The organism is Bacillus sp. FG16 (genome assembly GCF_057809515.1).
In genome coordinates this window covers 72,410-89,846 of record NZ_JBMDKC010000009.1, presented here as the reverse complement: position 1 = coordinate 89,846, position 17,437 = coordinate 72,410, and the positions used below count along the sequence as shown (strand labels likewise).

The window sequence follows — 17,437 nt, the reverse complement described above, 5'->3', positions numbered from 1 at the left end:
AAATTTGTACATGCTTAAACAAGTGAAAATGTACATGATCATCTTGACATTTACAATATCCTTTTAAAATAAGATGATTTCAAATAGTTTATTGCCGTATTTCTTGTGATTTTTAATATCCACGTTTTAATAGATGACTCCTTTCGAAATGAATTCCAATTTTTAAACACCTTTATAAATACATCTTGCGTGATATCATCTGATAAGTGTGGATCTTTCGTAATAATAAATGAATAATTCCATACATCTTGCCAATAGTCTTTTATAACATAGTCCAGCTCATCATGATTACACTTTTCAATAAACGTCTGTTCCATTTCCACACCTCAAACTTATTTGAATAAACATAAAAACTGCCCTCACTTTTATTATGGTTTCAATATATAGACAAGATACAAGTTTCATTTGTTCCATTGTTTATCTTTTTTCAGGCAGAATAATACTACTAAAAAACAAGCAAAGCATACAATGATAAAAATCCACTCACAATAATCTATTTTTTTTGAATTTAACGTAACACTCTACTTGTCCATTTCAATTTGCTATCCCCTTCTATTTACCATTAACAATGTCAACTTTTCTAGAATTACAGCAAAAAAGCATTCTCGATTAGAAAGAATGCTTTTTTGAAATTTAATTGTTCTATATTTCCCCCAATTTATATCTTTGAGTTAAGCAAACATGTAATAAATTTAGTGAAATAATTCACCTTATAATTAAATATTATTTCTGAAATACATGTTTTACTTTTTCACCTGGAACGTTACTTCCTCCTCTTCCTTTTACATCTTCAATCATCATTGTAACAATCATGTCTGGCGCATTTGCATCGAAAGCTGCGAACCATCCCAGTTCTTTTCCTTCTGCTTCTTTCGACTCTTTCAGTTCTGCTGTACCAGTTTTACCAGCAAGCGTCACACCATCAACCTTTGCAATTCTCCCTGCGCCATCAGGGTCATTAATGACTTTGATTAATGCACTCTTTAATATCTCTTGATTCTTTTTAGAAACCACATTTTCTTTCCAATTCCCTGCTACTTTTGCTTCTTTTAAAAGATGTGGCGACGGAATATTCCCTTCATTCACAATCGGTGCATATGTTAATGCTAAATGAAGTGGTGTCATTAATACTTGTCCTTGTCCATAGCCCGTGTCTGCTAGTTGAATATCGTTTTTTATCCCATCTTTTGCAATGATTGAAATAGGAAATTCGTATTCGATTGGTAATTTTTCATGAAATCCGTACTTTTTAAATTCCTTTACATACTGATCTTTTCCCATTTTCAAAGCTTGTTGAGCGAAATAAATATTATCAGAGTACTTCATTGCCTTATCAAAATCAATTGGACTTGCATCCTTCACACGCGTTACATAGTAATTTCCCCAAGTTGAATCTTTTGTCCACTTCAAACCTTGAATTTTAAATTCTTCCTTCGGATTTATTGTGTTTGTTTCCAAACCAATTGCACCTGTAATCGTTTTAAATACGGAACCTGGTACAAATGCTTGTGTGAAGCGATTCGTCATTGGTAGTTTCGAGTCGTTACTCCATGCTTCTCGTTGGGCTTTCGATGCTCCTCTAACTATTATATTTGGATTATAAGCAGGGCTACTTACAAGTGCGATTGTTTCACCTGTTTTAGGATTGACCGCTGCACTAGATCCTGCTTCAGTTTTCATCTCATTAAAGATTTTTTCTTGAATTGCAGCATCAATTGTTAACGTAACATTTTCTCCTTCTTTTGCTTCTTTTTTTGCTACGTTTTTAATCTCTTTGCCATTCTCATCTTCTATAAATACGCGTCCACCCTTTTCACCACGCAATTTATTTTCTAACACTTTCTCTAAACCGGTCTTACCTACTAAATCATCCGCTTGATAACCTTGTTTTTGAAGTGATTTTAACTCCTCCGCATTCACCTTTCCTATATATCCAGTTAAGTGTGCCGCTGCTCCACCTAATGGATACGTACGAATATTTACTGGGCGAGATGAAACTCCTTCTAATTCAATATAATCATTCTGTCTGGTTCCCTCTTTTAAAATACCAATTGGTACAAAGGAGTCTGGTTTTATCCATTTTGCTGTGAGCTTTTGTTCGACCTCTTCTATAGACATATCAAGTAATTGTGCTACTATTTCTTTCGTTTGCGCTGCTGTTTCGCCTAGTTTCTCTGGAATAATTCCAACCTCAGTTGCTTTACCATTCGTTGCAAGCCCTTTTCCATTGCGATCATATATTTCTCCGCGTTTTCCTTGCTCTATTTGCATACGTACTTTGTAATCTTTTTTCATACCTGGGAAAATGAAGTCTGGTGTCCAATCTATTTTCCAAGATTCTTTATCTTTCACAAGTTTTGCTTCGTGGATGAATGAAACTGGTCCTACATCCGTATCCATCTTAACTTCAAAAAGAAAAAGCTCTTTATCTTTCGTATTCTCTCCTTTCATTTTAACTTTTAAATTCTTAGCTCCAATCCCCTCATAGATTTTTTGATATTTTTCTGTAAATTCTTTTTTAGAAATCGATTTTTTGCCATGATCTGATAAATGATCATACATATTTGCAAATTTTTTATCATTCCATAAATTGATATATTCTTCAAATGCTTGTTTTGGCGGTTCGTTTTTATTACATCCTACCAACATAACTGCGAAACAAACGAAAAGCAGCATCCATAATTTTTTCAATTCAATCTTCTCCCTTAGTTAAAAATGATGATTCCTTTCTTAATTTATTTAATAAAAAATGTTTTAACGCTTAATAGACAGTGTAAGTAATGACATTGTTCCATATTTACAAAAAAATTAATTTACGCTTAAGTTGCATTGGAAGAAGGAGGTTTGTAAGCTTCTTACAAACTTAAGGAGTGTATATATTTAGCAAACGTTAACATGATTAGTGGTGTTTTGAAAAATACATTTAAAATACCTTTTAGTTCGTTTTCAAAGAAGTTTGGTTGTTGCAAATTAATTATGAATATCTAATCCAATTAGAAGAATACAATAATCAATTATCCAAAATTAATTTCATGCAGAAGCTAATAACGAGCATTAAAAAACTTTGCCTACTCTTTTAACATGGAAACATAATCTATTTATCAGAAGTCAATAATGAATAACACGCGTTCCTAACCAGCAAAAAAATAGACCTAATTGAAATTCATCAGAAAGTAATAGATACATAAAAAACGCCATACTTTCTGTAAATTTCTACAAAAAGAATAGCGTTTTCTTATTTTATCTTTCTATATATGCTATACCGTGAGCTCCTTGATTTACAGAAGGATCTGCATTTCGATCTCCTGGATCAACTTCAATGGTATGAACATTCTTGTAATTAACTAAATCTAATACACTTATTGTCCCTGATCTAAGGTTAGAAACATATCCAACCGTTCCGTCCGTAGAAGAACGCATTGTAATTGGGAGTAAATCTACTTCTATTGTACCTAACACATTTAACGATTCTCCATCAAGAACAGAAACATACCCTGGTGCTGGAGAAAACATATTTCTTGTTCTCTCTCCATTCTTATTCTGAAAACGCGTATGTCCTACCAATACTTTCCCATCATTCGTTACATGAACCGGAGTAATTAAATCTGAAAATGATTTTGTCTTTATAATTTTATCGGTTTCTGTATTAATGATGCTAAGTGTAGGTTGCTCCTCTTTGTAGTCTCCAAGTAAACATGGTGAAGGGATGTAAACTCGATTACCTTCAGGAGAAATAGCTAGTTCTTCACTACCATAGGGCATAGATACTTTTCCAATTAACTCCTTATCATGTGTATCTAAAACCGATATAAAGGGCGCCTCTTTATTAGAGGAATATCCTTTTGTACCATCTGGATTCGTAACAAACCAATGTGGACCTGCTGCTTCTGTAGAGATTCTATCTAGCACTTTTCTCGTGTTAGGATTAATAATTAAAATTCCTCCTTCACCAGATTCAACACTTACATACAATAAGTCTTTTTTTTTCATTATAAACTAAACCATGTGGTGCAAATTCCGGCGAGATATTAATGATATCAATTACTTTAAATTGATCAATATCGATAACTAAAATTTCATGGCTTTTTTCCGGATTATTTCTATAAAAACCTGAGCGATAAGTAATACTTACATATAACAATTGACGCTTAGAATCGAAACATAATTCATGAGGTTCTGTAACTGGAGAATCTATAACCCCTATTCTTTCAAAATTTTTCGCATTGAAGAAATGGATTTGATTACCGCTGGAGCTAACGACCGCCAATATAGGATTATTTTCTTTAGAAATATTCATTAATTAAACCCTCCTTGTTATTTGTTCCAAATTTCTTAAGTTCCATAGAAATCAGCATATTTAAATATTTTGTATTATTACTAAGACAAATTATAAACAATTTTCACCTCCTTTCATTTAAATTAGTTTGACTTATAATAAGCTAGACTAACTTTTATTCCGTAAAAATAAGTTGAATTTAATAATCCAACGTATTTATCTACCTTCTCCAACTTTAGCTTTTATACTTACATGTATTTTATTTAATAACCTTCCAATACTTTACTCCTCAATTAATGATGCACAAAAAGCACAGAAAGTAAGTAATTAGCGAAATACCATTTCTTTGTCTCGTGCATTATCAGATACTCATAACATAAGTAAATCAAGCTTAGCTGCCGTTTTTTTAAATTCATTCTGCGTACAGCTCTATTCTTTAGGGAATCGTTCTATAGATTGACAAATTTGCTTCAGATTCTTGTTTTTTATTGAACTATTCCTGTGTTGAAAAGCTAAATATAATTAGTTAGCTTAACTAACTATAATTATAAATACATTCACGTTTTATCGCAAGAGTTTTAAGAATCTTCGAATAAATGAATAGAAAGATAGAATTATTTTCATCATAAGATACATGATCTTAAGTTGATAGTGATGCATAACGAGAATTTCGTACGTTAAGAAAAAACTTGCTACATATGTATGTAAATTTTAATTGCCTACTAAAAAATAACGTATTTGCAGGATGTATGAAAATTATACAAAAAGTAATAATTCATCGTTACCCAACAATATATAATATTGATAAAGAAAAAATACTAGAGAATATCACAGTGTAGTAGTCTCTAGTATCTTTTCATAGTATTTTAACGGCTATGCAATACAAAAGGATAAAAAAAGACCTCTTACGGAAAGATAAGAGGTCATCAAGAAGATAAAAATGTTGTATTTGAAACACGCGAGTTTCTAATTCATACCATAACACAATATATTTATATATTCAATATATACATAAAAGCAATAGATATATGTTCAAAAAACACACGGAATATTAATTTGGAACAGTATGTTTTATTCTTTTAACCTATTTCTTCTACAATGCCGTGATTGTAACAATGGATGGCCTCCTCTATATACTGATGAGCAATTGTAGCAAATTCTTCTAAATTCTCTTCCGTTACCTCATGAATAAACAGAACAAAATTTCTGTAGGATTCGGAGTCTGTTGAAATGGAACCATCGATCCGTTATGAAATGTTGAGCTTGCATCTCCTAGATTCCATGTAAATATTCGCTAATTCCAATCCCCTTTCGTGTCTATTTTATGTTTAATATAGTCTCGTACCGTACAAACGGGAAATGTTGTTAATTTGAAAAGAGAGCGGAATAAAATTTCTTTATCGCCTCTGTTCTTTCTTTTGTATGATAGAAAAAACGGAGAAAGATGGAATTTTATCTATCCTCATAACTTGTTAGAAAATTCTAATTTGATTAAATTAAAAGAAAATTATATATTGATTTTAGAATAATAATCCAATTAATGGATGACAACCTAATACCTGTAATTGGACTATGACAATGTCAGATAAACGGGAGGAATTTAATATGAAAAAATTATGTTCATTTGCTTTAATCGGTGCCTTAACCTTTTCGGGTTTTATCGTTTTAGACAGTACGCTACCTGATAAAGCGCGCGCTGAAGTACATACGATTAAGCAAGCTTCAGCTGTTGTGGATGATTGGCCATGGCAAACGTATTTCTTATTGCATCACAATGCGGACTATCTAAAAGAATTAGCCCCTGGTAGGTTAAAACAAGGTGGTACGTTTGATATGACGGTGTATATAGGCGGAAAAGATGTGGGTGTTGTAAAGATTTATCGATTGAACGGAGAAGGTGAATTGCAGCGCTACAAAACCATTTCTGCAGGTGAGGCTGGGCATCACTACTATTCTAGGTTCACAACACCAATTACAACGGTTTATACACCAGGTACATATGTTGCAGTACTGAAGGTAGACACTTCATATTATTATGGTGGCTCCTTCCAAATTACAAAGTAAAACATATAGGTATATTTGTCTGAAACGCACTGGGTTACGGTGCGTTTTTGTTATCTAACGAATAAATGATCACGCAGGAAGTCAAAGCATATTATCAAAACGGAGCTGAATGTGAAGAAAATTGTAACAGTTAATGCGAATGTAACAATCCATGTTGGTATTTTAAAAGGGATGACAGGATGTGTTACTAGTTATGATGCGGATACTGGGATGGCCGAAATCGAATTGGATCCATTTACAACGGTTATAATTAGGTCTGTATTTCTAACGCAATAAGGTTTGTATAGGATTCTTTAGAAAATTAATATTTGATTTTTATAGTGACCCAATATATTCTATGATTAAAATTGAGTTACATATTTTAAAATCATCACCAAGAGAATCTGCAAATTTACGGGTTCTTATTTAAAACATAATGCCAGAAAAGCTGAGGTGAATAAAGTGCAAAGTTTAAAATCTTTAAAACGTGACGTATACATTTTTCTTCCATTGTCTATTTATTTTTCCTCCATTTTTATTTCATTCTATATTATAGAGAATACATTCAACTTGCTAAGTTTTTTACCAGCACTTGGAACCCTGTATGTCTGGGTAACTAGTGTGATAGACATTAAAAATAAAAATTACAAAATAAAATAAAAAAGCATCTGAACTAGATGCTTTGCTCTTAATGTTATAGAATATTGACGCCCATGACCATACAGCTACCAAAAACAATACATACCAAACCTAAAAATATTAAAAACCCTGGCAAATCAATATGCTCAAGTAGCGCGCATATTAATAATAAAAAGGGGTAGACTAGAATTTCAATCCAGGTAACGCCCCCTGCTTTCTTTATTTCTCGGTAAGATACAACGCTGACAAGTAAAATGCCTAATACAATCAACCCTATCCCTAACATCATCCATTCACCCTTTTGAAAATTTAGTATTTCACTTTCATATACTGCTCTTTTACGAGCACCAATAATTCCCTCAGTTTCTTCTCTACAGGATGTTCTTGATTTTCTGGTACTTCTCTCCCGTATGATGAGAAGCTTTGTGAGCATGCACTAGATGTGACTTCCAATTTCGCGTATGAGAAAGTATGCTCATTTTCTTCATCAATGTTTTCAGTAGTGCTTCCATTTGAACCAACGCGTATGCAGCTTTCGTCAAGTTTGGTGCGCTTTCCTTCCTTGTTAACCGTGTAATAGGTATCGTTGACTTCCCCATATTTCATATTAGGTGTTGATGTTACTGCGGTCCCGTCTGCAGAAAAAATAACAACACGAAACCCATCTTCTTCTGGCAACAACTCAGCTCCTGGAACATTATATAGTACCAATAGGTCTCCTTCGTATGCTTCTGGAATGAGATAAATGGTATCTGTAGTGTCTTTTCCAAATCGGATACAACCGCTTAAAAGAATCATAATAAAGATCCCGCAATACATTATAACTTTTCTCATAGAGTTTCTCCCGTTATGTGTAAGAATGGTATAGTATGTATTATATAATGCAATATATTTCCTTGGATAGAATAAGTTTCTAGTTTGAAGTCGATTTTACTATTGTCATATAAAAGATTGATGTCAGTGGATGATTGGCTCGAAGAGAAATGGAGTGAATCGATGGGCAGACGTTTTGCATTAACATATGAAAATAAGATTTTGAGAAGAATAATGATTACCGTAAGCATTGTCATACTCGTTTTCATTGCAACAGGGTGTGATTCTGTCCAAAATGATGCAAAGGATGTAACGGACATTCCGCTTAACAGCAAACTAGATTCCCTTATTTCAGAAAGTATCATTGCCTGGAATCAAGACAAATTAAATCATACAGAAAAACAATTTGAGACACATGTAATCTATGGAACTGAAATGAAGGATGAAAAAATGTATGTCTACCTTCATTCCCTCATGCAAGGATACAACCGCGAAACACAAACAGTTTCTCAAGCAGGACATTTACTTCCAGTCCGTGTGACAGTCACAAAAAATGGGGAGGATTACCGTGAACCAGGAGATGGTGCTGAAAATGAACCTACTTTGCGCAACATGTTCCCGAAAAAGTATGCGGATCAAGCACTCACTATCTCAAATGAAACGATTCAATCATTAGAATCTCGTATGCAAGAATCTGTTGCTAAGTGGCTGGAAGATACAAGTAATAAGAGACAAGATAGATAACAAATAAAATATTCAAAATCGAATATTATACAAAAAAAGGAGAGATATAATCTCTCCTTTTTCTACTTTATACCTAGCATTATTTGTTATATCCACCAAGTTGCTGTTCTGCCATAGCAACGAGACGTTTTGTGATTTCTCCACCTACAGAGCCGTTCGCTCTTGCAGTTGAATCCGCGCCTAATTGTACGCCGAATTCTTGTGCAATTTCATATTTCATTTGATCCAGTGCGCTTTCTGCACCTGCAACCACTAAAGAGTTGTTACGATTGTTTGCCATCACATATCACCTCCTGTACGTTTAATATGCTACGAAACAAAGAAAATATTATTAGTAAATAAATCCATTTATAACGTGTACTTTTCAACCATTTTACTTTCCGATTACAATTTCAGCATAATAACAGTACAATTTTTCTTTATTTGCATGAGTTTACATAATGTGAAATATGATTATGAAGAGTTTTATTTTACAAAAAATTTATCGATGTAATTGTATTACAAGTTCTTCTAAAATATTGACAGATAATATGCCACGTGTTAAATTCGAAATATTTAAATATTAAGGAGATGAGTGACTGATGTCATTTAATAAGATAGAAGAATATTGGTATATGTACGCTAAAGAAAATGAGTTAAACATGAGCGTTCCAGATGCATGGATGTTTGGAGATGGTTCCAAAGAAATGGGAGATAAATTAGGAAGTTTAGTAGTTAAAGGAATCAAAACAGGAACATGCGCTGCACATTGTATTTATGAGCTTGAAGGGGAAGAAATTCAAAAAGTTGGTCAGTATGATATTGTATTGGATGGAGACAATAATCCATTAGCAATTATAAAATATACAAAGATCGATTTACTAAAAATGAATGAAGTAACAAGTAATTTTGCAAGATCTGAGGGTGAAGGAGATTTAAGCTATGATTATTGGTATAGTGAGCACGTTAAATTTTTCACTTGGGAATTAAGTCGGTATGGACTTACTTTTACTCCAGACTTAATGCTCGTTTGTCAAACGTTTAAAGTAATGGATGTCTATAAAGATTAAACATGGATGAAAATCAAACATGTTTAATCTTTATATTATGTTTTTAAGCATTTCGTCATGTAAAAAAACAAAATCCCCTTAATACAGGGGTTTTGTAATCTATACTGTTCGTAATCCTTAGTAAACCGTTGATACTGTTTGGATAGTTCATTCTCAATTTCATCGTACGCCATTGTACCTGCTAATTCTTTACGTGTCTGTTCTTCAATATATCGAGATACTGTAATCAATCCCATCATCCTAACGCCTCACTATTTGGTTCAAAACTAGAGCCATTCGCGGATAAAGCAGAACAACTTTCCCCTTCTTATACCATACTTATCCTTTATTGTTCCTTTATACCTTTAGTAATTGTGTATCGGTAAGGCTTATCTCCTTCTCATACAACTTTGGATGAAGTGAATAGCTGAAAATAAAAGGAACTCTCAGAATAGAGTTTTTAATCAAGTGCGTACCTTTTATTACTTACTATTTAGCCTACGTACATATTACATAGTGTATTTTATCATCCAATAAATTGGATTAAAACCTGGTTAAACTTTTCCCGCTCTTCCCAGAATGTACCGTGACCACTGAATTGAAAAGGTACAAGTTGTGCATTTCCCAATAATTTTTGCGTCTCTTCTCCTTTAGTAAATGGAACAATTTTATCGTGAATACCGTGAATAATTAGCGTCTGTACATTTATTTTACCAAGATCGCTATACACATTTTCATCTCTCAATGTTCTCATAATCGCAGCTGTCGACCAACTAGCCGCTTCCAATCCTAACTGTAGAAACCATTCGGAAAATGGTCCAGTGATTTTCTGAAAGAAAAATTGATTTGTTACACCCTGCAACATATTAGGGCGATCATTCAGTGTGTCTGTAATGAACTTATTCGCAATCTCTTTTTCCACACTAGTCGGAGATGCAGCACCAATTAGGACTAATTTGGATACTCCAAATCCTTGATAACGAGCCATATAACGAATTGAAATTGCACCACCTGTGGAGTGTCCTGCTAGTGTGACATCTTTAAGCTGTAACGCTTTAATTACTACTGCTATATCATCTGCCAATCTATCAAAATTGTATCCACTATATGGTTTGTCTGAATTGCCGTACCCCCTCCAATCAATGCCTATACATCGATATCCCATTGCTGGAAGTACATTGTACTGATATTCGAATTGCTTATGGTTTAATGGCCACCCATGTATAAAAAGTATTGTTTTCTTACCTTTCGAATTTATATCTTCTACAAAAATTCTTACATCAGATTCAACAGGTATTAAGTATCCCATGCAGACTCCCCCATGTAATAAAGATTGCCTCTACAATAAGATATTCAGCTTAAGAGAATCTATGCTGTTTCAAGTCTACTCTAAATTGCTCTAAAGACCAGTTCGACTACAAATAATAATTCATGAAATTCGCGTTATATAGATGGGAAATTCAATATGTTCTTATCGATTTGAGCATGTTAAAATAAACCTAAAAAAGGATGGGAAAATATGACACAGTTATGGCGATCTTTTGGACATGTCGTTCCACTATTTTTAATCGCAACCGTTATTGTATGTATAATTGCATTTGTATTGGCAAAAAAAAGTGCGAAAGATAAAGTTATACAGAAAAACACAATCTTTATGAACATAGTGTTTCCTCTTTCGATTATTGCAATTTTACTCATTACCGTTACACCAAGATTTACTGGGATGGAACAAATACGAGTTGTAAACTTGATTCCGTTTATTGGTATGTATAAGCTTATGACCAATTATGTCGATATTATGGTTCCTATCAAAAATATATTGTTTAATATTATCCTATTTATGCCATTTGGCTTCATCTTATTTTGGAAATATCACGCAAAGCTTTCTATTTATCAAGTGACTATGATAGGATTTGTATTTTCTCTGCTAATTGAATTTATCCAATATGTCTTTCCAGCAGGTCGTTCATCAGATATAGACGATGTGATATTGAACACCATTGGAACATTAGTAGGATGTTTATTCTGGAACCGAATGTGTAAATTATTTCCAAAACTCTTAAAAACATCGAATGCGAAGACTACTATGCAAAATAACTTCCAATAACGATTTTTATAGTAATAAGCCGTTCATTTGAGCAGCTCATTACTATTTTTGCATAACGTGGGTGATTTCCAAAATACTAGATGTACCCTTTATAATCTTTCAGTAGGTATACAATTTCTCAAGTAATTACTGGTTTATACTATATGAAAATTAGAGTATATGAAGAAGAAATAGAAGTATTGGCAGAGTGCTACACTATTAAGAATGATTTTTTCGCAAGGAGCATTTATATGAAAAACAGAAAGAATGTAATATTACTAATAGTATATTTCTTATTTTTGAGTGGTTGTAATCAAGTTAATGAAGATGAGGTAAAAAAATATATAAAAGAAAAACACGGAATCGATGTTGTTGTAACACATATGAGCCCTTTAAATGAAAATAATATGGGGCATGCATACCATACTGTGCAAGCAAAGAATAATAAAAATATTCAATTTCGAGTAGAGGTAGATGGTCTCTTCTATTCATCCATAAAAAGTGATGAATACAAATATGGAAAAAAAACATTTGAGGCATATCAGAAATTCCAACCAACTCTAGAAGAAATGAAAAAGTTAGGATACGTGGAAACTAAAACTGATAACACTCTTCAATATTTGTCAGAGGATAGAAGATCAGATGAAGGGAAACCAACTAATGAATTATTATTAACTTTGCAAATGAGTAATTCAATTGACTTTAGCCAATTGAATTCAGTAGAATTAGATCATTTATATGCTCTATTTCAACTCATTCAGGAGAATAATAAAAAGATAACAGAACTTGAAATTAAGGATCATACTGGCCAATCTTTAGGTGAACCTTTTAAAAATGTGCAAGAAATGATAACAAAAGAAGAACTGTTACAAACAATGAAATCTACAATGAAAGACCCCAAAAACGAATAATGGAAAAATCGGATTAAAACGCACACCAAAGTAGAAGAAAAATTACATGAAATGCAAAACGATCGATTTTCAATTGAAGGGATTGCGTATTCAAGTTCGGATGATGAAAAATATAGAAAATATATAGTGACTTTAGTTATTAATACCACTAATACTATATTCGAGAACAATCTCCCTTTAATTGAGGATTTAATCAAAGTAACCACAATCCTTAAAGAAGAACTAAATACGAAAAACTTTGACATCAATTTAAAAATAAGACTGGAACAAAAAATACAATTTGGTTATTATCAAAAGAAATCCAAGAAGCTAATAACATTGAATATCTTGTAACAGGGAGACTTCTTAAGAATTAAATGGAAAGCCCTTTTCATGTTTATTATTTGATGTGAAAGCACAGTCTTTCAATTTGTAATAGAAAATAGAAAATCACTAAAAAAACAAAAAATCTTTAGCTGTAGAGGAAAAAGTGAAAAATAGGATCCTATTCATATAGGGCTCCATTTTTATATCAAACCTATATAGGTGTATACACATAAAATTCAATTTCATGAAAAGAATGACGGAATCTCGTATCAATTACAAATACCATCACACCCACAGCTATACGTAAAACACAATTAGTATACCAATGAGATCATGTTACGTGCAGAAATCCCCTTTTTCTCACCAGACTTATCTACAAGAATAAAAAAGGAAACACAAGATATGTTCCCTTTTCACTATTTGTTTTCTACACTTTTCATTCCAATGTTTCTAGATGCTGAATATATCCGACCCCTAGCAGGTAGACATCTACCTCCTTCAGCAGGGATACGGAACTTTCCGTTTAAATTATTTTAGTTACATTGAATAACAACCCTATATATCCCTTTAAACAAATTACGTAATAAAGTAACATTAGCTTTAAAATCTAGATATATTTAATGTTTTTTCACTGCTATTACTAATCAAATTATAGTATTTTGTATTAAAATCGTATGATTTAGGACTAAATATAAAGTGAAAATTTTATAAAATTTCATAAATATGTAGTTTTAGATATTTATGATGAAAGACCCACTAAATAACTTAATTGATTTTATGAAAGATTTCCTTACTTTATTGATTACACTATTACACCCAGAATTATTTACCAGAAAAATGTTATGTAAACTTTTAATTTGCCGATTAGACGAAATAGTTTATCAATTTACTGATATCTTATCATTAGTTAGAAAGAGCCTACTTAAAAACGTAGACTCCTTTAGGTATCCAAACATTACACATATAACAAACATAAAAAAATAACATCGAATTCTTCTGTTAGTTTATTTAATATTTAATGACGTAGATAATGTATTCCAAGGTGCATTTGTAGATGTGTTTTGATATTTGAATTGTCCATTTTGCTGTCCCGAAGCATCCCATTTATACTCCCAACCATCAACTGTTCTATCACCATTAATATCAATCATCTTAGAATCTACTTTTTTTAGTTTTTGCCCACTCATTTGGGCAATTGGATTTCTACCGTATCCCATTTCATTTGTATAAATGTATAAATAGCTTCCTCCATGATCTTTAACCGTACTTAAATTGTTTGGACCAATAAATTCAACTCCCCCTAATTGAGATTCAACTTTTACTACATTTAATGATGTTAATGGTGGTGCAGGTGCTGCAGATACATCTGTCGCTAAGCCAACTGTTGCTCCCACTACTAATGATGAAACTCCTACAATCATTCTTTTTAGCATACACTCATCCCCTTTCCATTTAATACAAATTGATTCTATCATAATAATTTCATACATTTCCTTCCCTTTAAAAGAGTTAACAAAAAGTACCCATTTATATATGAAATTGTGCATATTCATTGCTTTTTACCCTTTATACTTATCATAAATCATACTAAAGTATAATTAGTTCTCTCCCCTGATTGACTTACCACATTTGGACCCATTTTCTAAGAACTAAAAAATGGTACATAGTTCACTGGTTTAACAAATAAATAATAGAATTGCAAAGTCACCTTAATTTAAATTGACTTTTCCTCTAGTATTATAAGCAAGATCCACCACTTGCATCGATTAACTCACCAGTTATCCAACGACTATCTGATGAAGAAAGAAACCCTACAATATTAGCTATATCATTAGGTTCTCCCCACCTATTAAAAGTCGATAAACCTGCAGCATATTTTTGTCCATCTCTATTCCCCAGCGTCTCAGCGTTCATTTCTGTGTTAATTATGCCTGGGAGAATTGCATTTACTGTAATACCACGAGCACCAAGTTGTTGAGCTAAAGTATGAGTGAGTGTATTTATTGCCCCCTTAGATATACTGTAGGCAAAAACACTTGGGGAGGCTACTCTTGTGACAAAAGACGAAATATTTATAATCCGTCCTCCATCTTTTAAACACGGCAAAGCCTTTTGAATAATGAAAAATGGAGCCTTCACATTAATATTCATAACCTCATCAAAAGACTCCTCTGTAGATTCCTCTAACGTTAAAACCTGCCCAATTCCAGCGTTGTTTACAAGGATATCAAATGTAGTATTACCTATATATTTTTGAAGAGATTGATCCATCATTGAATACAAGTTATTAATGCCATTAAAAGTACTTAAGTCTGCACTAATCGCAAATGCAGAACCGCCATCTAGTTTAATTTTATCCACTACACTTTCTGCTTCTTCTTTTCTTTTACTATAGTGAACAACGACTAACGCACCAGCATGTGCCAAATGTAAGGCAATACTTCGGCCTATCCCTCTACTAGCCCCTGTTACTAATGCAATTTTCCCCTTCAATTTATTCATCTCATCATCCCCTTGTTTAAAAAATTCTACTTATTTATATCACAGAATACCCTTTGAAATGTTGCTCACTAATTTGATATCCATAAAACTAAAAGGCCCACTCATAATTATAAGAGTCGGCCTTTTCACTTCACATATTCATTAGCTTTACATACAGCATCCCTAACTGTTATGTACCTTGTACTAAGAATCAATAAAGAATCTAGATGGTATTATAGGTAAATCCAGCTATTCATGTACATTTTGCTTAGAGTTTCTGCCTTTAAACAGTTCGTTTAGGCTTCTATGTCTATATTCAATAATATTTCAGCAATACCTATATTTTTCATCTTTAATATTTTTATTTCTTAGGCATGAGCATGCTTTGAAAAATCCTAAAAACTAGTTGATAATCTTTTAGAATCTAACTTTCCTATAATACTCTTTGCTATTTCTTCAATATTTTCATTTAGAAAGAAATGATTACCTTCAAAAGAATGAAAAGTACACGTTTTACTTGTGTATCGTTCCCATTTTATTACTTGATCATATGTAGTAAATTCATCATTTTCCCCATTAAATATAAGAAAATCAATATCACATAGTTTTATATTATTATCATGAATGTATGTCTCGACAATCTTAAAATCTGCTCTTAAAATAGGGAGAAAAATCTCCATTAATTCTTCTGATTGAAGTACCCCAGATGGTGTACCTCCCATTGCAATAACTTCTCTTTTAAATTGTTCATTAGGAAGATTATATCGGATATTTTTTATTTTACTATTTGGATGGTTTCTACCGGACAAAACAAGAAATTCAGGTAATTCGTTATTAGAATCCTGTATTTTCCTGGCTACTTCATAGGCAATCAAACTCCCCATGCTATGCCCGAATAGAATGTACGGCGAAGCATCTATTTGCTTAACTATACTAGTGTAGGCATCATTTACGGCCTCTTCCATACCTTGGTACAAGCTTTCTTCGATTCTATATCCTCTACCAGCTAATTCTATCGGGACTACTTCAATATATGGATTAAAGTAATTTTTCCATTTTGCGTAGTTAAACGCAGATCCCCCAGCATGTGGAAAGCAAAAAAGTTTAGTCTTCTGCATTGATTTTCTCCTTACTTTCAAATTTGTATATATTTTGGCAAATTGTATAAATGTCTTTAATTATTATCTCTTGTGGAAATTCATCTCTTGTTGCACAAGCAGATAACTTATAATTTGGATCAATGTTATATTGTTTAAAGTAAAAGTTTTTAGGTATATGCTTGTATGAAATTAAAGTTCGTGACTCTTTTTTTATAGAGAATGAATTTAACGGGATATAAAGTCCTTTTCCAATCGTTTTGATATAACTTTCTTTTAATGTCCATAAATCATAAAAATAATTAATTTGTTCATCAGAATTCATATTAGATATATCATAAAATTCTTCCTCTGAAAAAAATTCATGCGCTAATTTAAAAGCCTCTATTTCTGAAACTTTTTCTATATCAATACCCACATTAAAATTAGCAGTAGCACAAACCACCCATTCTCCTGAATGTGACACATTAAAATGAAAGTCAGAAAATTTTTCAACAAAAGGTTTTCCATACTCATTATATATAAATCTAATTTCTTCATTATTAATTTTATACTTTTGGCAGATTAGAGATCGAATTAGTAAATCTCCTATCAGAGTTCTATTAATGTCGCATGAATTTAATAAACGCTTCATTCGTTCTTTCTTCTCATTTGAAACCAAGTAACTAAGTTGCTTAAGCAAATGACTTTCAATATTCTTTGGTATTTTCACAGCTTGAATTTGTATAATAAATCACTTCCTTTTTTAAAGAATTACTTCATATATGAACGTTACAGAAACTCAAATTAACTTTATTAAATTGCATATACAATAGAAAAGGTGCATATTTACATATCAATGAAAATATACACCTTTCCTCAGTTATATCATCAAGGTATTCTCTTCTATTACAAAGAATTTAGAGCATTTACATCATACTTTGAGCAACTCATATAGGTTTATATGTATCTATCAAGTAATTTTTGCACTATCCCCTTAAAAAATAATGCTCTTGATATATTCATCATTGCCT

General features: G+C 32.2%; 17 protein-coding genes and 2 pseudogenes. 6 read left to right on the top strand and 13 right to left on the bottom strand.

The genetic code is table 11. The features are described from left to right. Positions 1-56: 56 nt before the first annotated feature. From ACODS7_RS05725 to ACODS7_RS05710, 4 genes and pseudogenes are all read right to left on the bottom strand, one after another. A pseudogene (locus ACODS7_RS05725) lies at positions 57-317 on the bottom strand (RNA polymerase sigma factor); the annotation flags it as partial. Positions 318-723: 406 nt separating this feature from the next. Continuing rightward, on the bottom strand, positions 724-2,691 hold the full coding sequence (locus ACODS7_RS05720; RefSeq protein ID WP_243168148.1) for a penicillin-binding transpeptidase domain-containing protein: 1,968 nt from the start codon (positions 2,689-2,691) through the stop codon (positions 724-726). A 549-nt stretch (positions 2,692-3,240) separates the two neighbouring features. Further along, entirely contained in the window at positions 3,241-3,990 is a 750-nt protein-coding gene (locus ACODS7_RS05715; RefSeq protein WP_243168149.1) for a YncE family protein, read from the bottom strand. Beyond that, positions 3,956-4,297 carry a YncE family protein gene (locus ACODS7_RS05710; RefSeq protein WP_243168150.1) on the bottom strand — a complete coding sequence of 114 codons (342 nt, stop codon included), beginning with the start codon at positions 4,295-4,297 and terminating at the stop codon, positions 3,956-3,958. The genes ACODS7_RS05715 and ACODS7_RS05710 overlap by 35 nt, the downstream gene beginning before the upstream one ends. Before the next feature lie 1,584 nt (positions 4,298-5,881). On the opposite strand from ACODS7_RS05710, the gene ACODS7_RS05705 reads away from it, so the two are divergent. Together ACODS7_RS05705 and ACODS7_RS05700 are read left to right on the top strand one after the other, a co-directional pair. Next, positions 5,882-6,340, top strand: a complete 459-nt coding sequence (locus ACODS7_RS05705; protein WP_243168151.1) for a DUF5065 family protein — start codon at positions 5,882-5,884, stop codon at positions 6,338-6,340. 111 nt (positions 6,341-6,451) lie between these two features. Then, entirely contained in the window at positions 6,452-6,616 is a 165-nt protein-coding gene (locus ACODS7_RS05700) for a hypothetical protein (RefSeq protein ID WP_173927950.1), read from the top strand. A 397-nt stretch (positions 6,617-7,013) separates the two neighbouring features. Here the strand turns inward: ACODS7_RS05700 and ACODS7_RS05695 are convergent, their stop codons facing one another. Together ACODS7_RS05695 and ACODS7_RS05690 are read right to left on the bottom strand one after the other, a co-directional pair. Further along, a complete protein-coding gene (locus ACODS7_RS05695; RefSeq protein ID WP_029442340.1) occupies positions 7,014-7,247 on the bottom strand; it encodes a hypothetical protein in 234 nt (77 codons plus the stop codon). A gap of 20 nt (positions 7,248-7,267) precedes the next feature. Continuing rightward, entirely contained in the window at positions 7,268-7,792 is a 525-nt protein-coding gene (locus ACODS7_RS05690) for a DUF6843 domain-containing protein (protein ID WP_029442339.1), read from the bottom strand. A 162-nt stretch (positions 7,793-7,954) separates the two neighbouring features. Between ACODS7_RS05690 and ACODS7_RS05685 the strand changes: the two genes are divergently transcribed. Next, positions 7,955-8,515, top strand: a complete 561-nt coding sequence (locus ACODS7_RS05685) for a hypothetical protein (RefSeq protein WP_029442338.1) — start codon at positions 7,955-7,957, stop codon at positions 8,513-8,515. Between the two features lie 79 nt (positions 8,516-8,594). Here the strand turns inward: ACODS7_RS05685 and ACODS7_RS05680 are convergent, their stop codons facing one another. Next, a complete protein-coding gene (locus ACODS7_RS05680; protein ID WP_000002881.1) occupies positions 8,595-8,795 on the bottom strand; it encodes an alpha/beta-type small acid-soluble spore protein in 201 nt (66 codons plus the stop codon). 301 nt (positions 8,796-9,096) lie between these two features. Between ACODS7_RS05680 and ACODS7_RS05675 the strand changes: the two genes are divergently transcribed. After that, entirely contained in the window at positions 9,097-9,564 is a 468-nt protein-coding gene (locus ACODS7_RS05675; protein WP_016081591.1) for an ASCH domain-containing protein, read from the top strand. A gap of 35 nt (positions 9,565-9,599) precedes the next feature. Here ACODS7_RS05675 and ACODS7_RS05670 read toward each other — a convergent pair whose 3' ends face one another. Next, positions 9,600-9,803 carry a hypothetical protein gene (locus tag ACODS7_RS05670; protein ID WP_048565330.1) on the bottom strand — a complete coding sequence of 68 codons (204 nt, stop codon included), beginning with the start codon at positions 9,801-9,803 and terminating at the stop codon, positions 9,600-9,602. Positions 9,804-10,069: 266 nt separating this feature from the next. Next, complete coding sequence (locus tag ACODS7_RS05665; protein ID WP_043938095.1) at positions 10,070-10,852, bottom strand: alpha/beta fold hydrolase; 783 nt, start codon at positions 10,850-10,852, stop codon at positions 10,070-10,072. Between the two features lie 210 nt (positions 10,853-11,062). On the opposite strand from ACODS7_RS05665, the gene ACODS7_RS05660 reads away from it, so the two are divergent. Then, on the top strand, positions 11,063-11,650 hold the full coding sequence (locus ACODS7_RS05660) for a VanZ family protein (protein ID WP_235182075.1): 588 nt from the start codon (positions 11,063-11,065) through the stop codon (positions 11,648-11,650). A 230-nt stretch (positions 11,651-11,880) separates the two neighbouring features. After that, positions 11,881-12,896: pseudogene (locus ACODS7_RS05655) on the top strand (hypothetical protein). A 954-nt stretch (positions 12,897-13,850) separates the two neighbouring features. Here ACODS7_RS05655 and ACODS7_RS05650 read toward each other — a convergent pair. From ACODS7_RS05650 to ACODS7_RS05635, 4 genes are all read right to left on the bottom strand, one after another. Next, positions 13,851-14,336, bottom strand: coding sequence for a DUF4879 domain-containing protein (locus ACODS7_RS05650; protein ID WP_029442331.1), 486 nt, complete (start codon positions 14,334-14,336; stop codon positions 13,851-13,853). A gap of 247 nt (positions 14,337-14,583) precedes the next feature. Next, positions 14,584-15,348, bottom strand: a complete 765-nt coding sequence (locus tag ACODS7_RS05645) for an SDR family oxidoreductase (RefSeq protein ID WP_243168152.1) — start codon at positions 15,346-15,348, stop codon at positions 14,584-14,586. Between the two features lie 374 nt (positions 15,349-15,722). Beyond that, positions 15,723-16,445: a thioesterase II family protein gene (locus ACODS7_RS05640; protein ID WP_029442330.1), complete on the bottom strand. Its 723-nt coding sequence runs from the start codon at positions 16,443-16,445 to the stop codon at positions 15,723-15,725. Beyond that, positions 16,432-17,136, bottom strand: coding sequence for a 4'-phosphopantetheinyl transferase family protein (locus ACODS7_RS05635; RefSeq protein ID WP_042968931.1), 705 nt, complete (start codon positions 17,134-17,136; stop codon positions 16,432-16,434). Before ACODS7_RS05635 ends, ACODS7_RS05640 begins: the two co-directional genes overlap by 14 nt. Positions 17,137-17,437: the final 301 nt, after the last annotated feature.

Excerpts from the sequence above, each read along its gene's own strand:
- ACODS7_RS05715 (WP_243168149.1), bottom strand. The coding sequence starts at position 3,990 with ATGAAAAAAAAAGACTTATTGTATGTAAGTGTTGAATCTGGTGAAGGA.
- ACODS7_RS05710 (WP_243168150.1), bottom strand. The coding sequence starts at position 4,297 with ATGAATATTTCTAAAGAAAATAATCCTATATTGGCGGTCGTTAGCTCC.
- ACODS7_RS05705 (WP_243168151.1), top strand. The coding sequence starts at position 5,882 with ATGAAAAAATTATGTTCATTTGCTTTAATCGGTGCCTTAACCTTTTCG.
- ACODS7_RS05695 (WP_029442340.1), bottom strand. The coding sequence starts at position 7,247 with ATGATGTTAGGGATAGGGTTGATTGTATTAGGCATTTTACTTGTCAGC.
- ACODS7_RS05690 (WP_029442339.1), bottom strand. The coding sequence starts at position 7,792 with ATGAGAAAAGTTATAATGTATTGCGGGATCTTTATTATGATTCTTTTA.
- ACODS7_RS05685 (WP_029442338.1), top strand. The coding sequence starts at position 7,955 with ATGGGCAGACGTTTTGCATTAACATATGAAAATAAGATTTTGAGAAGA.
- ACODS7_RS05680 (WP_000002881.1), bottom strand. The coding sequence starts at position 8,795 with ATGGCAAACAATCGTAACAACTCTTTAGTGGTTGCAGGTGCAGAAAGC.
- ACODS7_RS05675 (WP_016081591.1), top strand. The coding sequence starts at position 9,097 with ATGTCATTTAATAAGATAGAAGAATATTGGTATATGTACGCTAAAGAA.
- ACODS7_RS05670 (WP_048565330.1), bottom strand. The coding sequence starts at position 9,803 with ATGATGGGATTGATTACAGTATCTCGATATATTGAAGAACAGACACGT.
- ACODS7_RS05665 (WP_043938095.1), bottom strand. The coding sequence starts at position 10,852 with ATGGGATACTTAATACCTGTTGAATCTGATGTAAGAATTTTTGTAGAA.
- ACODS7_RS05660 (WP_235182075.1), top strand. The coding sequence starts at position 11,063 with ATGACACAGTTATGGCGATCTTTTGGACATGTCGTTCCACTATTTTTA.
- ACODS7_RS05650 (WP_029442331.1), bottom strand. The coding sequence starts at position 14,336 with ATGTATGAAATTATTATGATAGAATCAATTTGTATTAAATGGAAAGGG.
- ACODS7_RS05645 (WP_243168152.1), bottom strand. The coding sequence starts at position 15,348 with ATGAATAAATTGAAGGGGAAAATTGCATTAGTAACAGGGGCTAGTAGA.
- ACODS7_RS05640 (WP_029442330.1), bottom strand. The coding sequence starts at position 16,445 with ATGCAGAAGACTAAACTTTTTTGCTTTCCACATGCTGGGGGATCTGCG.